The following is a 24,645-nucleotide window of genomic DNA, read 5'->3' as shown; positions in this document are numbered from 1 at the left end:
ATTCCAATACATACAAAAATCTCACTTCAGTTAATCCTGTTACGAATATCAACGTGCTGGTATAAATTCTAGCTTCTCATTTTTGTCATGTCAGGCAATGTTTGCTTCCCAGCGATCCTCTGTACGATAAAGGGAACCAGAATGGAAGTCAGAATGACAGCACATGCAATTTGAGCGATGGCCGAGTCCACATAAGGTACATACGCCGAGTTAAATCCCGCCGCCGTTGAGGGCACAACCATGGAAAGCCCAGCAACGGAACATGTTGCGGCGGCTGCATAACCGGGACGTTTCAGCAATGCACGATCAATGCCAATGAGAGGCAACATGCAGATCAGCAGAAATAATATCGTGACCAGCAAGCCGGACAAACTGGACTGAAACGCAATGCCCAGGTCAATATTGGACCCAAAGCTTGTACCAAGGAAGGGCAGCAGTATCATTGTTCCCGGAGCAAACATCTTTTGGATATTGCTATCCAGATTACCAAGCAGTATACCAATCAGGAAAGGCACCAGCGTAGCAAGAACATTAAGATAATCGATACCGACACCACTTGCCGAATTCAATATCATGACCGGAATGACGGGAACGGCAATCAGATTCAGAATTCCGAACGCGGCACGATCCACATCATCGCCATAGGAGTTCATCAACGCTAGATATAACCCCGGATTACAGCTGGTCAGAACAGCAATGAACGCAACCGCCGAGACGCCTCCAATGCCGTTGATACCGAAAAAGTGTACAAACGACCAGCCGAATAAGCAGCTGATGAGTATGCGGGAAATACAGAGCACACCTGCTCTCTTCAGAGTTAACAGCAGCTGAGACAGGTTCAGTTGTGTTCCGGACACCAGCAGGATCATGCCAATGAGCACCATCGTGCCTTTTGAGGTGAACAGTGCCGTTGTTGGATCACCGATCTGAAAGAAGGCCGGAAACAGGGTGTTGATGACAGCGGCGAGCAGCATAGGGACAATCAGCAAGCCGCCGGGAATTTTTTGGACACGCCCCAGAATATTCATCTTGGGTTACAACTGCTCTCCGTTGGTTTTGATCACATTCTGATACCAGAAGAACGAATCTTTACGGTATCTTTTTAGCGTACCGTTACCATAGTCATCCTGATCGACATAGATGAATCCATAGCGCTTACTCATCTCGGAAGTACCCGAACTGATCATGTCAATCGGTCCCCACATCGTGTATCCCAGAACCTCCACGCCATCGGCAATCGCCAGCCCCATCTGTTCAATATGCTTGCTCAGGAAGTCGATACGATAAGGATCGTTAACGGTTCCGTCCTCATTCAGCTTGTCGTAGAAGCCCGAACTGTTCTCAAGAATAAATACAGGCTTTTTATAGCGGTCATAGACCAGATTAAGCGTGTACCGCAGCCCAACCGGATCGATCTGCCAGCCCCATTCGTTTGCAGGCAAATGCGGGTTTTTGTAAACACTGTGTACGTTCCCGGCCGTCAATTCAAGCTGCTCGGTATCGCTGCTGGAGATCATGGAGTTGTAATACGACATCCCGACAAAATCAGCCGTGTACGCCCGAATACTATCGAGATCGCCGTCTTCCATGTTGATGGCAATGCCTTTGTTTTTGAAATAGGTCTTGCCGTAATACGGATACTCTCCCTGATTCAATACATCCAGGAAGAACTGGTTTTTCATCTGATCATCCTGTTGCATTTGGAGCGCATCCTCCGGCTTGCACGTATATGGATACGTTGTAAAATAGGCCACCATACTTCCGATTTTATTCTCCGGATCGATCTCGTGGGCCATCTTGGTTGCTCTGGACGCAGCCACAAATTGGTGGTGAAGACCCTGAAACAGCATTTCCTCAAAATTCGGCTTGTCATATTCGATAATGCCCAGTGTCTTCGCTCCTGCTTTTACGCTCATGTTAATCTCGTTAAATGTGATCCAATACTTCACTTTCCCTTTGTACCGATTGAACAACACGTCACAGTAATTCACATACAAATCAATCAGCTTGCGGCTGTACCATCCTCCAAACTTGTCAATCAGTACGATTGGCATATCAAAATGACTGATGGTGATGAGAGGCTCCATGCCATGCTTCAGACACTCATCAATGACTTGGTCGTAGAACTGAAGTGCCTTCTCGTTGGGAGCCGCATCATCCCCGTTTGGGAATACTCTGGCCCAGGAGATGGAATAGCGGAATACCTTGAAGCCCATCTCGGCGAACAGCGCAATGTCCTCTCTAAACGTATGATAAAAGTCGATGCCACGGCGCTTCGGATATTTTACGGTATCCGGATCATTCTTCGCTTCTTCGATCATCTCCCGATTGATCCGGATCTGCTTGGTCACCTTGCGATCGTTCTTCTCGTTAAACTTCATCACTTCCGGTATGGTTAGGCTCTTGCCATCCACATTGTAAGCTCCTTCTGCCTGACAGGCAGATAGCGCTCCGCCCCATAAGAAATCTTTTGGAAAATTTGAATTTGTCATTTGGGTTTCCTCCTGTTATTAAGGTCGTCTTATTAAGACTACGTAGCTTGTATCTGGTAGCTTGTTCAGCCAAAAGCTGGACAGCTCTTACGGAATTAGCTTGATTAAAGCTTCGCTCTCACGGATCGGGCCGCTGGTAGATGTGGTCAGTACGTCTCCATACTGCTGCATGTTAGTTACCACAATGGATGTAATGATGTTATAGCCTGCTGACGTAATGCCTTCAGGATCAAACTCCACCAATAAATCACCTGCCTTGATTGTCTGTCCCTGTTCTATGTGAGCTTTAAAATATTTCCCTTTCAGGCTGACGGTGTCCACGCCGATATGAATCAGAATCTCGACACCATTCGCGGCCTTCAAGCCGATGGCGTGTTTGGTGCGATAAAGTGCTTCAACTACTCCGTCAAAAGGAGCGTACACTTTGCCTTCCGTCGGAACAATCGCAATGCCTTTACCCATCAGCTCCTGGGCGAATGCCTGGTCCTCAACTTCAGTGATCGGTTTGATCTCCCCGGTCATTGGACTGACAATCAGCATGTCCGAAGAAGATGCAGATGTCTGAGACGAAGCTTGCTCTGCATTCGCTCCCGTTGCAGCAGCAGTCTGAATGCTGTCCACCGCACCCGTTGCCTGCTGCTTCGGCTTCGCTCCATCCGCATCTTCCTTGATTCCCACCATCAGGGTAAACACAAAGCCGAGTACGACTGCGGCAACAGAGCCAATCACCACATAGATGTAACGATCAGCAGTGTACGTCCCCAAGGCAAGGATGCCGGGCAATGAAATTGCCGTAGCACTGGCATGAACCAGACTGTAAAATCCACCGACCAATCCGGCTGCCGCACAGCCCGCAAAGAATGGCCGTTTATATCGCAGGGTGACCCCGTAGATGGCCGGTTCGGTAATTCCAAACAATGCTGTGAATCCGCTGGACCCGGCGGCAGATTTCATCGTTTTACTTTTCGTCAGTACAAACACACCGAATGCCGCTCCCGCTTGGGCCAGGTTCGCCGCCAGTGCAGCAGGCAGCAGTACGGTTGACCCCAGGCTCGCCACTTGTTGCACCTGAATGGGCATGAGCGCATAGTGCATGCCGAACATAACCATAATCGGTTTGAAAAAGCCGAGAATCAGACCCGCAAGAACACCTGCTGTGGAGAACAGATAGTTAATTCCCTGGGTAAGCCAATCACCGATATAGGAACCGATAGGTCCAAGTACGATGAGTTCTAGCGGAATCATGATAAACAGAACCACCATCGGGGTAAGTAACACCCGTAGAAACTTCGGTATGAACTGATCAACAAATCTGTACACATAGCTCATGATCCATACGGCCAGTATGATGGGAATGACCGAGGATGAATATTTCATCAGCAGAATTGGCATTCCAAGAAAATTAATCGTGGTAACGCCTGTGTCGGCGATTTGGGCAGCTGCATTCAGAATCGTTGGATGCATCAGTCCGGCTGCAAGCGCCACTGCGAGATATGGATTGGTTTTGAATTTATGAGCCGCGCTGACTGCCAGGAAGAAAGGCAGGAAATAGAAGATCAGATCACCAATCATGTTGACGATGACCAAGAATCCCGAGCCTTCCAGCCACCCCAATGCAGCGATCACTGTAGCCACACATTTGATCATCCCACAGCCAATGAGAGCTGGGAGTACTGGAGTGAATATGCCTGCAATGGTCTCCAGCACCACGTTGACCGGGTTACGTTTCTTCTTCGGGCCGCTGCTGTCTGCCGATTCGTCCACTCGATCAATGGTGTCTGAAGTCAGACTTTTCACTTCACTGTATATTGCATCTACCTTCGCTCCGATGACGACCTGAATTTGTCCCCCTGAATTTTGTGCCTTGAGCACTCCCTCCAGTTGATCCAATGTCTTCAAATTTGCTTTGGCATCATCTTTCAAAACAAATCTCAACCGGGTTGCGCAATGCGTCAGTCCCGAGATATTTTGCTCGCCGCCAACAAGTTCAAGAATGTTTTTAGCCAAGTCTTTGTTGTTCATGACCCTTCTCCTTTGTACAGAAAGATAAAATGGTTTGATTTGTATATAAAAAATGACCAAGCCGGGGAATCGTCATTCCCTACGCTTGGTCATGCCTGATCGAATCAGTAACAGTCCATTGTGTAATATTCGATTGTTTAGTTGGATATGAGTCGTTGGATATGAAGAATCAGATATAATTTTTCATCATCGGAACAGGTCCAGCCATAGTTACTCTTCAGGAAATCCGAAATCTTCTCAACACACGCCAGTTCCTTCGGAAACTTCTCCTTTACCATCAGGAACAGAGACTCGTTCTCGTCCTTGAGCGAATTACCGCTCATTTGCCGCATGATGAAGTACCGTATATGTGTCGCAAACCTCATAAAATGAATGGAATCTTCCTGAAAATCAATTTTGAGCGCATACTTGATCACGGATAGAATCTCACCCGTTACTGTCGTCACCTTGGTCGTGTCCGTCATTTCCCCTGAACCGACCTGTGCGTTGACAAAGTGAAGTGCCATGAGTGTCGTTTCTGCCGTCGGCAAGGTTACACCCGTTTGTTCATGGATCAGCTTGAGCGCTGCCTCTCCCACCCGGGTCTCATCGGGGTACAATGTCCGTACCTCCCATTCCAGTGGATTCTTGATGCTAATGCCTTCACGCGTTCGGGTCAAAGCAAAGCTGATGTGGTCGGACAAGGTGAGAAGCAGATTCGGGTTAAATGTTTTATTCAAAATCTGACTGCCGAGCTTGATCACTTCCTCAGCCAAATAAATATCCTCAATGGGAATACTGTTTAACAAGTCATACATGCGAATATTTTTGGGAGCCACAAAGATTTTTTCCACCAAATCCGTCTCCGTCAGCTCGTATGGCGTTTTAAGAAATCCCACCCCTTTGCCCACCACGAATACTTCTTCATTGTTATCATTGATGGCAATGGCAACATTATTATTTACTTTCTTAATAACCTTCAATGTTCTCACCCCCCGACAAAATAAAAAAAGACCGAAAGCGATTACAGTTAAATAATCGAATTCGGTCATGCCTGGTTTCCCCAGTAACAGTCCGTGTTATGAATATATGTATTATTATAGGCCTGTTCAACAGAATGTCAATCCTCCAATATTCGGAGACTCCACCTTCTCTTACCTGAAGGGAAGAGCTCCATTCTACTCGTCATATATACTGAACCTTTTTCCAATAAAAAATAATTGTGACCATATACAGCACCTGAAAGTCTAATCTATGTAAAAACGAACCAAGGGCTGTGTTCATACTCCCCCTAAAGAAAGGAGCTGTTATCCATGGATTCAACCGATCTCATAAACCAAGCCATACAGGGAGATCGCGATGCCTTTATCAGGCTCATAAGAGAGATTGAAAATTCCCTATACAATACTGCAAAATCCATGTTGCGAAAAGAGGAGGATGTGGCTGATGCCATTCAGGAGACTATCCTGAAAGCCTATAAATCGATGCACACCCTTCGTGAACCCCAGTATTTCAGAACCTGGATGTTCCGCATCCTTATCAATGAATGTAATACCATGTTATCCCGACGTTCCCTCTCCAACTCCTATGCGGAGGTGCCAGCACAGCAGAAGGAATATTCCAGTCCCTACGATGAGGTAGATATGAGAGAAGCGGTTGATCGGCTTGACGAACAAAAACGAGTCGTTATCGTGCTGCATTATTTCGAGGATCTCTCCCTGCGGCAAGTAGCTGAGGCGCTCGATATCTCCGAAAGCGCGGTGAAAATGAGATTAAGCCGGGCAAGACAGGAGCTGTATCACAAATTCAAAAACTTTCGGGAGGTAAAACTACATGTCAAACCCGTTTAATATCGATCAGGAATTAAGAGCACAAGCGAAGGAGCGCCCGGTCATGTCAACAACTGTACGCAAACGAATCGATGCCACGTTAGAATCTCTACCAGAATCATCGAGTATGAATTCAGAACCATTTTCACGTAAACCCCGTCTTCGCCAAGGTTTGCGTCGTACAATCGCAGCGACCATCGCTGCCGGAGTGCTGGGTGTAACCGTGTTTGCATCCGGATTTGTGTCTCCCGTTATGGCTGACTCTTTGCGCAGCATCCCGCTGGTTGGCAGCCTCTTCAGCTCCATTGAAGCCGATATGGGATTGCGTACGGCAGGAGACAAAGGTCTTACAAAGCTCGTAAACAGCAATGTCTCTTTCAAGGACGTAAAGCTGGAAGTGTCGGAAACCGTATATGACGGTACTCGTGCAGCCTTCCTGGTTCATGTCACCGCGCCTAACCTGAAGAATGGGGAGTATGACAACGGCAAGGACATCGTGAAGCTTAGCAACGGAATTGATAATGTCTTTTTCAATGTAAATGGTACAGAGCAGGGTGGCGGTTTGTTCTACGGTCCTGCAGGACAAACACAGCCGGATACATTGCTGTTCGAGCAGGTCATTCCCCCAAGCCAAGCCGCTGCTGGGCTACCGGATCAGTTTGACGCCGAGGTCACGTTCACTTTGCAGGGCATTGATCATGAATTCAAGCTGAACATTCCTTTTACAAAAACGACCGAGGATATTCAACATGTTAAACCCCATGCAATCGTCTCCAATGATCAGATAACCGTATCCGTTACGGAGGCCCGGGTTACGCCGATTACAACACGCGTGTCTACGTTGATCTCGCTTAATGGCCAAAGTACGCTCACGGCCAAAGATCAAGATCAGTTACGAAATATAGGGTTTGCGATTTATGATGATCAGGGCAGACAATTGACTGCATTAAACGGTGAGGGCTTGTACGAGGGCAATCAATTAAAATCCGAACGAATCTACGCCACAACTCCAGGAGATACAAAATATTTGATCGTGAAGCCGTTTAAGATTGAAGATGATTTTACGGAAGAGATCACAGATCGGCAATTCATCAAGGGAATGGACATGAAAATCGAGCTTAATCAACCGTAAACTATACATTCAAAAAGGAGTCTTTCCACATGTCCATTCAACTTACGGTTGCGTCCATAACTGTACTGGGTCCACTATTTATTCTCTTCCTAATTGCCCTGGTGTTCTACACCAGGGTGAACCAAATCAGGTACACGTTCAGGCAGTACACCTTAATCATTGCGTTTGCTATCTATATTTTGGCAGTCATGCATTTGGTCTTCTTCCCCATTGATGTCAATTTAGGTATATATGCCAATCAAACGCCCTGGTACAAAACGATCCAGTTCATTCCCATTCTGACGTTGGATATCCCCAGTTTTGCATTGAATATCTTGCTGTTTCTGCCGCTTGGCTTCATTCTTCCTCTGGTCAAGCCTTCGTTAGACTCCGTGAGGGAAGCCGCACGAATCGGATTGATCTTCAGTTTTTCCATAGAAGTGCTGCAGCTCATCATCCGGGTTACCCTCGGTAATGGCCGTTCTACTGACATAAACGATCTGATTGCCAATACAGCGGGCAGCATCATTGGTTATCTCATTTTTCACAGGCTTACAAAAGTTACGATGGGCCAGGACCTAATCCACCCATGGAGGCTCCCGAACCGTTCCCATCAGAAACATTCGTAGAGGACAGTTCCCTCTTAAATCCGGACTTGCATGCAGACAAAATATGGTGAACTCCCTCAGATGAAAAAAGTGATGCGCTATGGTACAATGAAGGAATTGTGTATTCACTGACAGACATAGGGGTAAAGTTGTGAATCCATCCTGATTCATTCAACATTTATCCATGCCTACGCTGTTAATCTAGGGAGGTTTATGGAACAACCATGCTCATTATTGGTATCGCCGGAGGAACCGGCTCCGGTAAAACGACGGTAGCTCGCTCCGTCATTGACCGTCTTGGATCGGGCAAAGTGACTTTCATATCCCAAGACAACTATTACAAAGACCAGTCGCAGCTCACCCCTGAGCAACGTCGACTCACCAATTACGATCATCCGTTTGCATTCGATAATGATCTGTTAATTGAGCATCTTACCCTTTTAAAACAAGGCCACACGGCATATGCTCCCGTATATGACTTCACCATAGATAACCGTGCCGCCGATGAAACGGTTGAACTGGCACCGAACCATATCGTTATTGTGGAAGGACTGCATGTCCTGATCGATGAACATTTGCGTGCCCTTCTGGATATCAAGGTATTTGTCGATACAGATTCCGATGTGCGTATTCTGCGCAGAGTACTGCGGGATATGGAAGAACGCGGCCGTACGATTCAATCCGTGTACAAACAATATCTCGAAACCGTCAAACCGATGCATGATGCATTTATCGAGCCTTCCAAAAAGTATGCAGACATCATCATTCCCGAAGGTGGACATAATGAAGTTGGTATTCAGATGTTATCCATTCTGACTGAGAAATATCTGACCGGTGAAAAATGGAATGGCGCTTAATTCAACATTAAGCTGCTGCAGTAGGCGCGCTATGGCCTACTCGCGTCCCTAGTGAGACAAAATGGACATCGCTCATAAAGTAAGACCTCTGAAATCCAGGTTGCTAATGAATGCAATCTGGATTTTTTCGGCTTTTCTATTTTATAATAGACTCCATAGCTGAAAGGAGACATCACAACATGGCTACTTTTGAAGAGTTTATGCAGCATGATATCCGGGTTGGTACAGTGGTGGAAGCCGAACCTTTTTCAAAGGCTCGCATCCCTGCCATCAAAATGGTTATCGATTTCGGCCCACTCGGCCTTAAGCGCTCCAGCGCCCAAATTACAAAACGATATACCCCCGACATGATGATCGGCAAGCAGATTGTTGCTGTAGTCAATTTTCCGCCGCGCCGAATTGCTGGTTTTGTATCCGAAGTACTGGTGCTTGGCGGTGTACCTGGAGAAGGTGATGTTGTTCTGTTAACGCCAGATCAGACATTACCCAATGGAACGCCGATTGCCTAATTATTCATCATATTGCTATCCATTCTTTTCAAATGTTTGGAAATCGGTTATTCTTGAAGTACATTATTGAACTACATAGGACTGACACCTTAAAGCATAAGGCTATGAATCTGCGGATTCGTGGCCTTTTTTTGCATTTTTTCGAGGTTAAATGGGTCTTGAGGAGGATAGTGCATACCTGGAGTGGATGGAATTTATTGAAAAATAATGCCAATTGCCTAGTTTTACATGGTAGAATATTGTTGATTATGACAAATTTAGTATCTAGTCGTGTGAAGCAGTGGCGTACATACACCAAACAGGTAACAACAATCGAGAGGAGCAGCATTTATGAAAAAGATAATGATTTCCGGGGTAACCGCATTGGCATTATTCACAGGGGGAATTGTAGGTTTGGGAGCGATAGGAAATTCGGTACAAGCCGCTCAAGCTACACTGAAATTCAAAGACGTCCCCTCTACACACTGGGCCGCTGAGGCCATCAATTCGGCAGTTGAGCAAGGATATTTTAAAGGATATGCAGATGGAACATTCAAACCAAGCTCCCCTGTCACCAAGGCAGAAATGGCAAGTATTTTGGGGCGCCTTGCAGATCAGCCTGATGCTACCACACAAGAACAAAACAACTTCACAGATGTGCCCGAGTGGGCTAAGAGCGGTGTTTCGATTGCGATCAAGAAAGGATTTATCAGCCCTTCCAAGTACAATGGAAAACTGGATGCACAGGCAGCACTTCAACGTGGAGAAATGGCCTCATGGTTAACGCAGGGACTGACTGTTGTTGATCCTGAGTACAAACAAGCCCTATCTGATGTAACCAACACCGTTGTGCCTGTGAAAGAGTACTTTACAGGTAAGCTCGCAAGCTCGCAAAAAAATGCGGTTGCAGTTGCTCTGGGTACGGGATTAATGAGCGTGGCAAATGATAAAACCTTTGGTACAGACCGCACAACCACACGGGCTGAGGTTGCTGTTCTCATTGCTCGTTATGCTTCTGTTACTAAAACGAAGCCTGCTGATTTTCAAGGTTTAAATGAGTTGCGTGAGGTGGGGCTGACTGGGACGAACTTGAGTGTTATTGCACCTAAATATAAAAAGGCAGGCAAAGAGAAGTTCTCTGATTCGTATGACTATAGTAAGGTAACTAGTGACTTCGCAAAAGTTCGTAACCAAGAGATAACTACCGTTACTAATTATGCAGATTTGAAAATAAAAAACTGGATCATCGTCAATCCTTATGTGGAGGGAATATCAAGAAGTATCTATTATCCAGTTTTCGTTGACGAAAAAGACATATTGCTAAGAGGAGCCTATTATTCTTTCACAGAATTCGATATTAGTATTAAGAACTCTATGAATCAATTACAAGGAGGAAGTCTTATAAATTCTCCAACAATTAATACTCTAACTTCACCTAGCAGCAAAGCCTTCAGCGAGTATGGACCAAAGCATATCAATGATTTCCTTGGAGCGAAAGGGATATTCACCTTAAAAAATCCCGTCTACTGGGGTCAGGGCCTCCTACACTTTGATAAATCACTTAATCCTGGAGTCCGTCTAACCCTCAAAGATGGGACGAACTATAATGTTATTCCTAATTAAATTATGACAAGGGTGATTTAATGTGCTTTTTCTCAAAAAATTAAAGAAACCACTTCTAGCATTTATCGCATTAAGTATGCTATTCCCAACCCCCTCAGCTATTTTTGCTGGAGGGGGACCGGGGACAAAACCACCATTAGAAGACTCCCGTTTTGTGCCATTAACCGCTGCTAAATCTCAAAAAAAAGTGAGTCAGGTTGAAGGTAGTGGAATGACCAATATCGGTGTATATATCTACCAATTGGATAATATGAAATGGAGCGTAGATGGAGAATGTAATGGTCAATTATTAAGTAATAACTCTTCTACCAATAAACCAAACTCATCACTAGTTTGTATAGATCTGTCTTTGGCAGCTCCAAGTTACAAACCTACAGAATACTTTGATAGTCTTGGTCAAAGTCATCCTCGGGATGAACTCACTTCAGTTTCATTAAAACCTATGTATATGGATAATACAAATTATTACCTACCAGGTAAACCTATTCTAGTAAGTGTGGAATCATTTAATGGTGAGTCGGTAAAATTCACTACACAAATCGGTGGAGCCATCGAACCGACAGCATACGGACCCTATAATCCACCAAAATACTCTGCTGATTACGTTTTTAATACAGATGTATACTGGCGGGCTATCGCAGAAATAACCAAAGAGATCAATCTCACCGAAGGCGGTCGACTTAGCCTCAACCAATCGAAGCAATTAAACGCTACGGTAAAAACGAAAACTGGAGATGGTAATTTCGGAGCTGAAACCAATGTAAACACTGGCAGTGGTGGGACAACGACATGGAGGTCTTCCAATCCAGGTGTGGCTACCATCAGTAATTCCGGTTTGGTTCAAGCCGTCAGCAGGGGAACCACGACTATCACCGTCTTATGGGAGAAGGACGGGTTCACCTTAACTACTACAACAACTGTAGGTGTAGAAGAGGATCCAGGCGATGATGGGGGCAATAATAACGGTGGCGGTGGCTCCTGTACACCAAACGTCGGACCACCTTCTCAAGGAACCACGATGATCATGAGTGATTTAGATCCGAATGCAAATGGAGTAATTAAAGCAGACAATAGATCCGCAGAAAAATTTGATGTGTTAAAAGGCATCCCGACTTCTGAATCTTTGTACACCAATGCATTTGCTGACAGCTACCTATTCAAACAAGCATGGGTCAAAATGACAGGTAAAACAACGTATGATTGTAACGTAACGATATCCTATGCCAGAGAATGGACTGAATCTGGACCAGACATCTGTACCGAGCAAGGTTGCACTCCCGGTCCACCTCTCCCAGCAAATGATACGGTACCGGTACCTTACAACTTCCAGATCACAAGAGACTACTCTTACTGGAAAATCAATAACCTTGAAGTGTACAAAATCGCTAAAGCAACAATGAAAAATTATGCCTTACCTGGTGAAACGGTCACGATGATGCCTTCAGGATACATACCACCAACGTTAGAATCGAAAAATGATGAAGCCGTAGAAAGCCATGTAAAACCGGGCCAAACGAGTGCAATCTCATACACGCCACCCAAATTAACCGGAAGTTTGAATTCACCCCCGAATGTGCCTGATGATACTTCTCGATTAAAAGGAATGGCCGAGTCCAACACACCTCAAAGTAAAGTGAATAATGACTTGGTTAAATTCAATAACACCAAAATTATGGATGATGCAGAAACAACCAAAGATGGCCCAACCCCAACGAATATTCCTAATCCAACGACCATTGGACAGGATGTTCTGTATAAGCCCAATAACATGATTAGTAATACACTCATGAATAAAGAAAATACGACCAGTTCCGGTGAGATCCATTACGAGGTGGTACCGGGTAACGTAAACGGCGGTTCAAACAAAGTGTTACCGATTAATGGCATCAACACCGTTACGGTTCATACCCCTGTCGTCAACTATGCTTTCGTCTCGGATGATCAACCGCACAATCAGAAGACCATTCCAGATACAACTCGTTCAGCTCTGATTCTGGAGCGTCCATTTATCGTGCGTATTCCCACATCAGGACAGCATTTGGAGGTAGCGAGTTACCCGGGTTATGGCAATCGGGACTATGCCAAATATTTTCGCATCAAGCAGGTTCGCTTCCCGTTTGATGTCTATAACGCAGACCGAAGACAGTTTATCCCTACCAAGACCTGGGTAGATATTCCGGTGAATCAGTTGGATACCACCTTTTATCTCCCGGTTTGGGTGGATGAGGGGAACTACCAAGTCGAATTCCGCAACATTGCGGAGAACGCACCGGCGACATTCACTGAGCAACCGGATGCCAATACCAATCTGGCGTACCATGTCGCCTCGGATACGGTCCCTGTTGAAGTCATCGGACGCTTGTATGATTTTCATGTCACCGATATATCGGACTATAACTGGGAAAATGTATTTCGCAAGCAGCTTGGCAGCTCGGAACCTACGGGGGTTAGCTACTGGACTGGATTAAATCATATTGATGGTGATCCACGAGGCAATCTGGCACCCTTCATATTGCCTATACGACCAGGCAGCCATCCGGTACAAGGGTTCCGCAACGTAGCTGTGAAGACCGGGTACCACATTAAGTTTGACCTGAAAACCAAAGGCAATATGTTTGGCAAACAGGATGGTGTTCGGATTACACCGACTTTCTATTTTGTGAGCAAAGATGGATCTTCTCGGCAGGAAGTGGATCTGTACTACCACCGGGGTCAGGAACGGCTGATCCGTATCGGAGCTGCGGAGGATTTGGAGAAACGGTTTGTCGTCCTTAATTCGCGTCTGCGAAATGTACCCGGCACGGAGCTGGGCGATACCGCGCGTTACCAGTATACCTATGAACTGACAGCCGAGGAACAGAACCGAACTACACTGGCTGAATATATGGTTCGACTGGTGGATCAGATCTCTCACCAGAAAACGTGGGTGGGACGCTATGATTGGATGATCCTGTCCGCTCCCATTCGCACATTGATTGGACCAAAAACAAACATTCCCACTGGGGTTAATGTGGATCGAGCCAATGCTGCCATTCAGCGCTGGTACGGGGAGTACAGTCTTCCCGCAGATGTCTACGCCGTGCCGAAGGGAACAGATCTCGAACCGCTTGCCCGACAAAATCAGTTGGATGAAAAGGCCGCTGTATTTCTAAAGAACGGTTATATCGTGGTCAACTTCAATCTGGAGACGTTAAGGGACGGCAATACGGATGCACCGCATCTGCAATACATTCATGCACCACTCATGAATCAGTGGCAGATGGAAGGCTTCAGTAACATTCCTGTAGACAGCCAAGGCAAAACCTGGCCTGTAAAGGATGGCGATGTGGTCTTTTATCATGCAGATCAGTCCAGCCGGAACGATTTCCAATCCCAAGTGCCGCATTAATCATCAACAAAAGGGTTGCTTCATAAGTCATGAATATGACTTTGCAGCAACCCTTTTGAATTTAAACTCTCGAACTTCATGAAGGCATCTCATCTCGTGATTCAGTGATTTTATGAAAAGTATCGTATCGCATCGCATCTATCTTCCCCTAAAGTTCAAGAAGAGCCTGATGCGATCAAAACGTTTATATACAAATAGTCCCTCTGCCACGTTGTATTTTTTTCTCTCCCACGTAAACGTTCCAAACAACATATTGACGGCTATTCTCCCTGTTCGATACTTCTCGATCCTTTCGGGGACACACCCGTCACTCGCTTAAACATCTTGGAAAACAGTAATGGATCTGTGTATCCCACAGAGTGGGCCACTTCGCTGATCGATAGGGCCGAATGCTGCAGCAGTTCAGCTGCACGATTCATCCGGTATTCAAGAAAGAAAGCCTGTAAAGACTTGCCGTACCTCTCCTTGAAAAGTCCTGACAGATAGGTGCGATCCAGACCTACAGCTCGGGCAATATCAAGGATAGAAGTCCTCTGACTATACCTGTTCTCTATAAATTGAACCGCCTGCCTGATGTATTCCTCTTTGGTCGACAGAGGCCGTTGTACCTGCTCTCCTGCAGGAGAAGATGCAATCAGCTCCGCGATCAATCGGTACAGCAAGCTCTGGTTGAACACATCTCCTCCATTGTGTTTGGATGATTGAACCATCTCGGTATACAAACGGTCGAATGTGTCCGAATCTCTGGCATCAAATACAGGATGTCCCGGACTGATATGAGCTCGCTGCATGAACGCCTTGGCATGAACACCTTTGAACCCGAACCAGGAATATGTCCATGGTTCCTTCGCATCCGCTTCATAATGAATAAGCGTGTCAGGAAGAATCACAAAGCCCTGGCCCTGTGTAAGCTCGTAATGCTGATCGGCCATAAACACAGTGCCCCGTCCTTCATGAATGTAATGAACAATATAGGCATCCCGAACACCCGGCCCCCAATAATGCGACGGATCACATGCCTGCCAACCGAAAAATAACAGTACCAATTCCATCTGCTTCAAATCCATCGGAACCACGTTCGTTTCGATTAGTTTCAACACTTCACGCTCCCTCTGTTCAACATAACGAACAATCTCTCCATTAAAATTATAACAGGTAAATAGATGAATTATTAGCTGTAAGCGAATCCATAAATGGGATTATGCCATGTTTCAGAGAGGTTGAGCCATAGTTATATTGGCTCGATCCACCTATATTGGAGATACACCATTTATTCAGGGAGGCTAAACTTGAGATGAACAAAATTACGTTCCTCGGTGCGGGAAGCACCGTTTTTGTCAAAAATGTATTGGGTGACGTCATGATGACCGAAGCACTTCAGGATTTTGAGCTGGCGTTGTTCGATATTGATGCTGAACGCCTAAGCGACTCGGAGCGCTTGCTTACAAGTATGGCCCGTTCGCTTGGAAGCGGCTGTGCCATCAAAGCTTATACCGACCGCAAGGAAGCACTGCGCGGGGCCAAATATGTGATCAATGCCATCCAGGTGGGCGGTTATGATCCTTGTACAATTACGGATTTTGAAATTCCGAAGAAATATGGATTGCGTCAGACCATTGCCGATACACTCGGGATTGGCGGGATTTTCCGTAATTTGCGGACGATTCCGGTGATGCTTGATTTTGCACGGGATATGCAGGAAGTGTGCCCTGATGCGTGGTTCCTGAACTACACCAACCCGATGGCGGTACTGACAAATGTCATGAACGTGCATGGCGGAATTAAAACAGTAGGTCTGTGTCACAGTGTACAGGTATGTGTACCGCATCTGTTTGATGCACTGGGGATTGATCAGACGGGTGTGGTCGCGAAGGTTGCGGGTATCAACCATATGGCCTGGCTGCTGGAAGTAACACGGGATGGTCAGGATCTGTATCCGGAGATTAAACGTCTGGCGAAGGAAAAGCAGAAAGAGCAGCATGACGACATGGTACGTTATGAACTGATGCAGCGCTTTGGATACTATGTAACCGAGTCTTCCGAGCATAATGCCGAGTACCATCCTTATTTTATCAAACGAAACTACCCGGAGCTGATCGAACGCTTCAACATTCCGCTGGATGAGTATCCGCGCCGCTGCGTGAACCAGATTGAAGGCTGGAAAGAAATGCGTGAGAAGCTGTTATCCAGCGAAAATATTGAACATACGCGCAGCCGGGAATACGCTTCGCATATTATGGAGGCCATGGAGACGGATCGCCCTTACAAAATCGGCGGTAATGTCATGAATAACGGACTGATCACCAACCTGCCTCGTGAAGCCTGTGTAGAGGTGCCTTGTCTTGTTGACGGGTCAGGCATCAGCCCGACGTATATCGGGGATCTGCCTCCACAACTTGCGGCATTGAATCGTACGAATATTAATACCCAACTGTTGACCATTGAAGCGGCGATTACGGGCAAAAGAGAGCACATCTATCATGCAGCGATGCTTGACCCGCACACAGCTGCCGAGCTGTCCATCGATGATATCGTGGCGATGTGTGATGAACTGATCGAGGCTCATGGGGACTGGTTGCCGAAGTACACATCATAGGCAGTTCATAATTGTTCATACTTGAAAGCGCCGGTTTCCTCTGATCAGGAGAATCTGGCGCTTTTTTGGGCTTCATGTTGTGTTGTTTTCCAATCTAATCCTGAAGCAGAAAGCGATAGCCGATTCCCGGCTCGGTCTGAATAAAACGCGGACGCGTGGGATCTTCCTGCAACTTTTTGCGCAGATGGCCCACATATACCCGCAAATAATGGCTATCCGACTCATGATGATGCCCTCCCCACACTTGTTGCAGCAGCTGGCGTTGAGTAATAATTTTGCCTGCATGGGCTGCGAGTACCTTCAGCATTTCATACTCGGTTGGTGTTAATTTCACGGGTGATCCATCCAAATCGACCTGTCTCTGGGCCAGATCAATGGTAAGCGGACCAAAGCGCAAAACAGGCTCATCCGTTGTCTTAGCTACATGACGAAGGGCAACCCGGATACGGGCCACCAGTTCTCCCATGCCAAACGGTTTGGTGACATAATCATCTGCCCCGCCGTCGAGTGCAGCGATTTTATCCTCTTCGCGATCCTTTGCAGTCAGCACAATGACCGGTACATGCGACCATTCCCGGATTCTCTGAAGTACATCCATTCCGGACATGCCGGGCAAACCCAGATCAAGCACAATCAGATCAGGATGCACAATGCTCGCCTGGACGACCGCTTCTTCGCCGTCTGCACATTCGTGAATCTCAAATTGGTGCGCCTGAAGCGTAACTTTCAGCAGTTTGCGGATTTGCGGTTCATCATCCACAACCAATATGCGTGCGCCTTGCGGTGACGTCATGTCATTCTTCCTCTCCTTGTCCCACATACGGGAATGATGCTTCGGGTTCCTCTGTGGGCAAACAGATGCATACCCGCGTCCCGCCCCCTGGATTCGGTTCTGCGGTAATCGTACCTCCGTGAACTTCGACGATTCCCCTACAGATGGCAAGCCCGAGTCCCGTACCTGTCACATGCCGTGACGATTCGGATCGATAAAATTTCTCAAATACCCGTTCGCGGTCTTCTTCCGGAATCCCTACACCCGAATCAGCCACCGCAATGGTCATTCGTCCATGCGGCTCATCCACCTTCACCATAATGACGATTTCACTGTCTTCTGGTGAATACTTAATGGCATTGCTGATCACATTGACCAGAACCTGCTCCAGCAAAACCTCATCCCCAGATACAAACGGTGGCTGATCGGGCAATTCTACCCGAATGTGGCGGTGCTGAATAAATTGCTGAACCTGGGTTAACACAATGCCAATCATGTCCCCTACATCGCACCATTTTCTACGCAGCTGCAACATGCCGCTCTCCAGCTTCACCATGCCCAGCAAATTGGTTACCAGCCTGTTCATACGCAGAGCTCCATCTCGAATATTGCCTGTCAGTTCTTTTCGATCCTCCGGGGTAAAAAGAGAGTCATTCTCCAACAGGCCTGTCGCTGAACCAATGATAGCTGTAAGGGGTGTGCGCAGCTCATGGGACACCGAGTCCAGCAAAGCGGTGCGAATTCGTTCCGATTCAGCCGTCACCTGCGCAAGTCTCGCTTCTTCAGCCAGCTTGACGCGGGCAATGGCGCTCGCTGCCAGCCCGCCACACGCTTCCAGCAAACGCAGCTCTTCCCGCTGCTCCTGAAGATCGCTGGATTCCAGATTCACGGCGAGCACCCCATGAATCTGATCCTCTGTACGCAGCGGCACATACAGACCCGCCGATTCCCGCAGGCTCGATGACCCGCGTCCGGCGATTTCGCCATGTTTATATACCCATCTGGCAATAGCAACTTCGGCTTCTCCTTCCCCCCAGCCTGTTGAATCCGAATCCTTCGAAGAGGAGGTAACCTGGAGTTCTCCTTGAACATTTGGCAGATATAATGCCGCCGAAGCCCCAAGCGTCATTGACACTTGTCTCGCAATGTTGTCAAGCAGGGTATGCAAATCAGTAACAGCCGTCATCTGACGGCTTAAAGCATACAGCGAATTCGTCGTAGCCTCGCGCTGCTTCACGACCTCCAGCTGCTGCCGCAAACGCCCTGCCAGACTCGCCGTTAACACCGCCACCGCCAAATACACAACAAAAGATAAAATATACCTTAAATCTTCAACCGTAAAACTAAGATACGGCGGAACAAAAAAGAAATCAAAGGCAACGACGCTAAGACTTGCTGCATATATGGCTGGACCCATTCCCCAGTACACAGCGCTCATCAATACCGGGAAAAGATAAATGAGCCCCACGTTAACCAGGTCTTCGCTAATACCTATCGCATGGAGCAGAATGGTTAGCAATGTGATGCCAAGGGTTACCCATATATATTTGGGAATACGGTTTAGCTTCAGCCAGACATCTTCCCCTTTATTCCGTTCAGACACAGCACATCTCACATCCCGCTCAGATCATAATCGTAGTCCGCAACGATCAATACGTCCATATGTCTGGATAACCGCACCAGCCTGCTGACCACCGTTCCCTTTCCACGATAGCCGTTCAGCCACCAGACCCGTTTCGCTTGACCAACCACCAACTGCGTTGCTTTTTCTTCAGAAGCTTTACCCGCCAAAATACCTGGCACATCTCTCAGCCTCTGGCTATGATGAATATGAAATTTGCCGCCCAGTCGAACGGTCAGCTGTTCCAGCTCCTCCAACTGGCTTTTCACTTCGTCATTCATGAGCATGCCTACGTGAACATGGTGCACATGCCAAACCGCCTTTAACCGATAGGCTGTGCGGAATCCGCGGCGGATCAGCCGTTCCGCATGTCCATCACTGCTTACGCAGACAAAGACCGCTTCCTGTCTGCGCCAGGGACCACGAAGTGCACTTTTGTGCTCCTGAGATTCCAGGCGTTCATCCACATCATCAGCCAATTCGCGCAGGGCAAGTTCCCGTAAGGCAATCAGATTGCCAATGCGAAAGAAATGACCGAGCGCCTGTTCCACCTTGGCTGCTGCATAGATTTTACCCTCCCTCATGCGTTGTCGCAAGGCTTGGGGGGCCACGTCGATAAGCTGGACCTCATCTGCCATCTGCAAAACCTGATCCGGCACTGTCTCTCTGACCCTGATTCCCGTAATATGCTCCACCGCATCGTTCAGACTTTCCAGATGCTGTACATTCACGGTGGTGATGACAGAGATTCCCGCATCCAACAGGATTTGCACATCTTCATACCGTTTTTGCTGCGTGCTTCCTGGAACATTCGTATGCGCAAGCTCATCCACCAATACCACTTCAGGACATAGACGAAGAATTGCTTCAGTGTCCATCTCCTCAAGCTGCACCCCCTGGTATACCCGCTGATCCCGTGGAATAATGGATAATTGGCCGATCTGCTCCACCGTCTCCGTCCGATTATGCGTCTCCAGCAGACCAATCCGTACGTCGATGCCCTTGCGAAGCAAATCATTGCCTTCCCGGAGCATCATATAGGTTTTTCCCACACCTGGCGCAGCACCGATGTATACCTTGAACTTGCCACGCCGAATCTGACCAATCTGTGCCTTCATTTCCTGCTCGCTTAACCTGCGATAGGTTGGAGTCTCTGTATCCGTCAATCGGGTCGGAAGCACCCGCTCGCCCTCATGCTGTGCCCGATCGGCCAGCAGAAACAGATCGACGCCCCGCACGCTTCGCAGCAAGGAATTAACGAATGATCCCCGCCACAGCTCCTGCCAGCGACTATGCCGTGAATGCCCCATAACGATGCGGGTAATCTGATGCTGGACTGCATATCGTGCAAGTGTAGTTGGAATGTTACGGCGGTGCAGCACAGGCAATTCCTCAAACTGCCCCCCGAATTTCTCCACCAGTTTGATCATATTGCGACGAAAAACGGTAGCTTCCTTGGTTAGCGGCTGCTTCATATTGCGAAAGGTTACGGCATGCAGATCCCCGTTTAATCTCTTCGCAATCTGCTGTCCCCGCCGAATATAGATGGACCCGTTCCAGTGATATTGGGTGGACACCAAAATGCGTTCCATGATGCCTGTCGTAACCGTAATCCCCATCTCTTCCCGGTGCTCACGCAGCGATTCGTTAACCCCTTCGGCCACAAGCCGGAGAGCCAGTTCGCGCAAAATGCCCAAATTGCCATGCCGAAACACTGCTTCACCCTCATATCCCCGAAGATGCCCCTCCGCGAGGCGGCTTAAAACCGTTTCCGGGGTCACATCGATCAGCTTCACTTCATCGGCCAGTTCAAGGGTATCGGCAGGCACGGTATGCTCTGCTGCTATTCCCGTAAGCTTGCGTGCAAGCTCCGTATATCCCTCCAGCTCATATACATTCACTGTTGTGATGACGCTGATGTTGTGCCTGAGCAAATACTGAATGTCTTCCAGCCGGGTTGCATGACGAGCCCCTTTCCGGTTTCGATGAGCAAGTCCGTCAACGAGCACAACCTCCGGATTACGTGCCAACAGAGCATCCAGATTCAGATCCTTCATCTCCATACCATCCTTCAAGTGAGACCAATGAATGCTTGGAATCCGCTCCAACTCGCCGAGCTGCTCCACGGTCTCCGGTCTTCGCATGGTCGACACAGCGCAGATGACCACATCGATCCCCTGCTGGCGCAAAGTGTTTCCTTCCCTGAGCATATGATACGTTTTGCCCGAACCACTGACCGGACCGATATAAATCTTCAAGGTGCCCTGCTGTAGCTTCGTGATCATCTTCAAGATGTCTTCCGGGGACTTCCGCTTGAAGTCTTCCATCCTGTTCCCCCCTAGCATACCTTTAACTTCACATGGAGAAAGCCCCTCCCGAAGCTCGGAAGAAGGCCTGATACGAATCCTGTAAAGATAACTGCATCTTCTGTGCAATGCAAACATGTATATTGTAGATCGGGGAAAAACAACACCCCCTTTAGCCTGTATCCAAAACACATCAACCCCACCCGGACAGGATGCCTGTTATTTCAGCTCCGCCTTCAACGCCAAATTCAGAGCAGTCACATTCACACGCGGCTCACCGAATAGGCCCAACGATCGCCCTTGTGTATGTTCCTCCACGATCTTGACAAGCTCTTGCTCCCCAAGGCCCGTTGCCAGGCTAATCCGCGGAATCTGTGCTTTTGCCGCTTCGGGCGAAAGGTCGGGATCAAGACCGGAACCAGAACCCGTCACAAGATCAGCGGGAATTTGCTGCAATCCCGGATTCTCTTTCTTGAGTTGAGCCACCTTTTCCTTCATTTCAACAATATACGCCTCCGAGGCGACGGCACGATTGGAACCTGCCGATGCGGTTCCATCATAGTTGGCGTTCGATGCCCGGGGCTGGAACAGCCCCGGCGATTTTACTTCCTGCGCCAGCAGCGCCGAACCGATGGTTTTTCCGTTGGCTGTAATCAGACTGCCGTTAGCCTGATTCGGGAAGAGCAGCTGCGCCACTCCGGTTGTAACCAGTGGGTAGACAATACCGCAAATCAGCATAAGTACGACAGACAGCCGAATGGCGGGCAGTACCTGTTTCATATGAATCACATCCTGATTTCGTTATTAGTTAAACCATCACACCAGATGAAGACCCGACAGCACCAGATCAATCAGCTTAATCCCGATGAACGGTACGATTACACCGCCCACACCATAAATGAACACATTCCGTCCAAGCAGCCGCGCCGCGGACATGGCCCGATACTTCACACCCCTCATGGCAATTGGGATTAGCAAAGGGATAATAATGGCATTAAAGATCAACGCTGACAGAATCGCGGACTGCGGTGAAGCGAGATTCATAATATTCAGTGCCTGGAGCTGCGGCATAGCAAGAATGAACATGGCCGGAATAATGGCGAAATACTTGGCTATATCATTGGATATCGAAAATGTTGTCAGTGCTCCGCGGGTAATGAGCAGCTGCTTACCAATGGAGACCACCGACAACAACTTGGTCGGGTCAGAGTCCAGATCGATCATGTTGGCCGCTTCCTTGGCCGCCATGGTGCCCGAATTCATCGCCAGGCCCACATCGGCCTGCGCCAGAGCAGGAGCATCGTTGGTGCCGTCGCCGGTCATGGCGACGAGCTTGCCCTCCTGCTGCTCTTTTTTGATCGCGGTAATTTTGTCTTCCGGTTTGGCTTCGGCAATAAAATCATCCACGCCCGCTTCCAGCGCAATGGTCGCCGCCGTCAAGGGATTATCCCCTGTACACATGATCGTCTTGATGCCCATGGAACGCATCTCTGCGAATTTCTCTTTCAGCCCCGGCTTTACCGTATCTTTCAGATAGATCACGCCATAAATCCGGTCATCAATCGCAACAGCAAGCGGTGTACCCCCAGCCTTCGCAATTCGGTTGGCTATATCGTCCAAATCGCCTGGTATCCGCCCGCCACGGGAGGAAATATGGCGTTTGAGCGCATCCACTGCACCTTTGCGGATCTGCGTCCCGCCACTTAGATTTAGACCCGACATACGGGTCTCTGCCGTGAAATTCACATGTTCTGCATCTGCATATTCTGTCTGCGCCCAGTTCTCGCCCTGCTTGCCGGCCAATTCAACGACTGAGCGCCCTTCTGGTGTCTCATCCACTACGGAAGCTTGCAGTGCAGCCCGGGTCATCTCCTGTACAGATACGCCCTGAACAGGGATAAACTCCGCCGCCATGCGGTTTCCGTACGTGATCGTTCCGGTTTTGTCTAGGATCAGCGTATCAATATCGCCTGCCGCTTCCACTGCTTTCCCCGACATGGCGAGTACGTTGAACTGTGTTACGCGGTCCATGCCTGCGATCCCAATGGCGGATAACAGCCCGCCGATCGTTGTTGGAATCAGACAGACAAGCAACGCGATCAGTGTCGCCAGATCAAGCCGGATGCCCAAATAGTTCGCCATGGGCACCATGGTGATGATGACAATCAGGAATATCAGGGTCAACACGGCGAGCAGTGTAGTCAGTGCAATTTCATTCGGCGTTTTCTGGCGCTGTGCGCCTTCAACGAGTGAGATCATTCGGTCGAGGAACGACTCCCCCGGATCGGTCTGCACACGCATCACGATATAGTCGGAAGTAACCCGTGTGCCTCCCGTAACGGAGGAAAAGTCACCGCCCGCCTCCTTGATTACAGGAGCCGATTCCCCGGTAATGGCAGACTCGTCGATAGAGGCCAGCCCTGCAATAATCTCACCGTCCGTGGGAATCAGTTCTCCTGCTTCTACACGGACGATATCTCCTTTTTTCAACTGGGTCGAAGGCACTTGCTTAATTGTTCCGTCCTTCTGTACCAGATTCGCCGTTGTGTCCGATTTCGTCTTGCGCAATGTGTCAGCCTGAGCTTTGCCCCGCCCCTCTGCCAGTGCTTCAGCAAAGTTGGCAAACAGCAATGTGAACAACAGGATGAGAAACACTGTGATGTTGTATCCCCGCCCCGCCTCGGATGCAACAAACAGATCTGGATTGATACATAACAACAAGGTGATGAGTGTGCCGACTTCGACGATAAACATCACCGGATTTTTGATCATGACGATCGGATTCAACTTCTTGAAGGCATCCAGAGATGCTTGGAGCAGAATGTCACGACTTAATGTTTTGGTTCTTTTGGGTGTTCCGGGGTCCGTACCCATACCTCTCGTTCCTTTTCCCTGAGTTCTGATCATACCTCTGTCTAATCCTTCCACCGTCTGCTCCCTCTTTCGTTCTACA

The 24,645-nt window shown here is 48.1% G+C and carries 18 protein-coding genes; 8 read left to right on the top strand and 10 right to left on the bottom strand.

Annotated features, from left to right (window positions below):
• Positions 1 to 68: 68 nt before the first annotated feature.
• The 4 genes from ACFTRD_RS29950 to ACFTRD_RS29935 all read right to left on the bottom strand — a co-directional run bounded on the left by ACFTRD_RS29950 (position 69) and on the right by ACFTRD_RS29935 (position 5,485).
• On the bottom strand, positions 69 to 1,028 hold the full coding sequence (locus tag ACFTRD_RS29950; RefSeq protein ID WP_379386342.1) for a 2-keto-3-deoxygluconate permease: 960 nt from the start codon (positions 1,026 to 1,028) through the stop codon (positions 69 to 71).
• Between the two features lie 6 nt (positions 1,029 to 1,034).
• Positions 1,035 to 2,492 carry a glycoside hydrolase family 1 protein gene (locus ACFTRD_RS29945; RefSeq protein WP_379386340.1) on the bottom strand — a complete coding sequence of 486 codons (1,458 nt, stop codon included), beginning with the start codon at positions 2,490 to 2,492 and terminating at the stop codon, positions 1,035 to 1,037.
• An 87-nt stretch (positions 2,493 to 2,579) separates the two neighbouring features.
• The gene (locus tag ACFTRD_RS29940; RefSeq protein WP_379386338.1) at positions 2,580 to 4,514 is read right to left on the bottom strand and encodes a beta-glucoside-specific PTS transporter subunit IIABC; all 1,935 of its coding nucleotides are present in this window, start codon (positions 4,512 to 4,514) and stop codon (positions 2,580 to 2,582) included.
• Positions 4,515 to 4,651: 137 nt separating this feature from the next.
• Positions 4,652 to 5,485, bottom strand: coding sequence for a PRD domain-containing protein (locus tag ACFTRD_RS29935; protein WP_379386336.1), 834 nt, complete (start codon positions 5,483 to 5,485; stop codon positions 4,652 to 4,654).
• A 321-nt stretch (positions 5,486 to 5,806) separates the two neighbouring features.
• On the opposite strand from ACFTRD_RS29935, the gene ACFTRD_RS29930 reads away from it, so the two are divergent.
• The 7 genes from ACFTRD_RS29930 to ACFTRD_RS29900 all read left to right on the top strand — a co-directional run bounded on the left by ACFTRD_RS29930 (position 5,807) and on the right by ACFTRD_RS29900 (position 14,397).
• Entirely contained in the window at positions 5,807 to 6,343 is a 537-nt protein-coding gene (locus tag ACFTRD_RS29930; RefSeq protein ID WP_379386334.1) for an RNA polymerase sigma factor, read from the top strand.
• Positions 6,327 to 7,454, top strand: coding sequence for a DUF4179 domain-containing protein (locus tag ACFTRD_RS29925; RefSeq protein ID WP_379386332.1), 1,128 nt, complete (start codon positions 6,327 to 6,329; stop codon positions 7,452 to 7,454). The genes ACFTRD_RS29930 and ACFTRD_RS29925 overlap by 17 nt, the downstream gene beginning before the upstream one ends.
• Positions 7,455 to 7,483: 29 nt before the next feature.
• Positions 7,484 to 8,062: a VanZ family protein gene (locus ACFTRD_RS29920; RefSeq protein ID WP_379386330.1), complete on the top strand. Its 579-nt coding sequence runs from the start codon at positions 7,484 to 7,486 to the stop codon at positions 8,060 to 8,062.
• 203 nt (positions 8,063 to 8,265) lie between these two features.
• Positions 8,266 to 8,898 (top strand): uridine kinase, encoded by a 633-nt coding sequence (gene udk / locus ACFTRD_RS29915; protein ID WP_379386328.1) that lies wholly within the window; start codon positions 8,266 to 8,268, stop codon positions 8,896 to 8,898.
• A 179-nt stretch (positions 8,899 to 9,077) separates the two neighbouring features.
• A complete protein-coding gene (gene csaA / locus ACFTRD_RS29910) occupies positions 9,078 to 9,407 on the top strand; it encodes a chaperone CsaA (RefSeq protein WP_192272506.1) in 330 nt (109 codons plus the stop codon).
• Positions 9,408 to 9,737: 330 nt separating this feature from the next.
• On the top strand, positions 9,738 to 11,009 hold the full coding sequence (locus tag ACFTRD_RS29905; protein WP_379386326.1) for an S-layer homology domain-containing protein: 1,272 nt from the start codon (positions 9,738 to 9,740) through the stop codon (positions 11,007 to 11,009).
• Positions 11,010 to 11,220: 211 nt separating this feature from the next.
• Positions 11,221 to 14,397 (top strand): DUF5704 domain-containing protein, encoded by a 3,177-nt coding sequence (locus ACFTRD_RS29900; RefSeq protein ID WP_379386324.1) that lies wholly within the window; start codon positions 11,221 to 11,223, stop codon positions 14,395 to 14,397.
• A gap of 260 nt (positions 14,398 to 14,657) precedes the next feature.
• Here the strand turns inward: ACFTRD_RS29900 and ACFTRD_RS29895 are convergent, their stop codons facing one another.
• Positions 14,658 to 15,494: an AraC family ligand binding domain-containing protein gene (locus tag ACFTRD_RS29895; protein ID WP_379386322.1), complete on the bottom strand. Its 837-nt coding sequence runs from the start codon at positions 15,492 to 15,494 to the stop codon at positions 14,658 to 14,660.
• Between the two features lie 197 nt (positions 15,495 to 15,691).
• Here ACFTRD_RS29895 and melA point away from each other — a divergent pair, with 197 nt between their 5' ends.
• Entirely contained in the window at positions 15,692 to 16,993 is a 1,302-nt protein-coding gene (gene melA / locus ACFTRD_RS29890; protein WP_053783005.1) for an alpha-glucosidase/alpha-galactosidase, read from the top strand.
• Positions 16,994 to 17,087: 94 nt separating this feature from the next.
• On the opposite strand, the gene ACFTRD_RS29885 is transcribed toward melA, so the two are convergent.
• From ACFTRD_RS29885 to kdpB, 5 genes are all read right to left on the bottom strand, one after another.
• Positions 17,088 to 17,786 carry a response regulator gene (locus ACFTRD_RS29885; RefSeq protein WP_379386320.1) on the bottom strand — a complete coding sequence of 233 codons (699 nt, stop codon included), beginning with the start codon at positions 17,784 to 17,786 and terminating at the stop codon, positions 17,088 to 17,090.
• Between the two features lies 1 nt (position 17,787).
• Positions 17,788 to 19,368, bottom strand: a complete 1,581-nt coding sequence (locus ACFTRD_RS29880; RefSeq protein WP_379386319.1) for an ATP-binding protein — start codon at positions 19,366 to 19,368, stop codon at positions 17,788 to 17,790.
• An 8-nt stretch (positions 19,369 to 19,376) separates the two neighbouring features.
• Positions 19,377 to 21,713, bottom strand: coding sequence for a histidine kinase (locus ACFTRD_RS29875; RefSeq protein WP_379386318.1), 2,337 nt, complete (start codon positions 21,711 to 21,713; stop codon positions 19,377 to 19,379).
• A 198-nt stretch (positions 21,714 to 21,911) separates the two neighbouring features.
• Positions 21,912 to 22,472, bottom strand: a complete 561-nt coding sequence (gene kdpC, locus ACFTRD_RS29870) for a potassium-transporting ATPase subunit KdpC (protein ID WP_379386316.1) — start codon at positions 22,470 to 22,472, stop codon at positions 21,912 to 21,914.
• Between the two features lie 36 nt (positions 22,473 to 22,508).
• Positions 22,509 to 24,599 (bottom strand): potassium-transporting ATPase subunit KdpB, encoded by a 2,091-nt coding sequence (gene kdpB / locus ACFTRD_RS29865; RefSeq protein WP_379386383.1) that lies wholly within the window; start codon positions 24,597 to 24,599, stop codon positions 22,509 to 22,511.
• Between the last annotated feature and the right edge of the window lie 46 nt (positions 24,600 to 24,645).

The organism is Paenibacillus sp. NPDC056933 (assembly GCF_042674385.1).
In the GTDB taxonomy this organism is placed as follows: Bacteria; Bacillota; Bacilli; order Paenibacillales; family Paenibacillaceae; genus Paenibacillus.
This window is presented reverse-complemented; position numbering and strand designations above follow the sequence as displayed.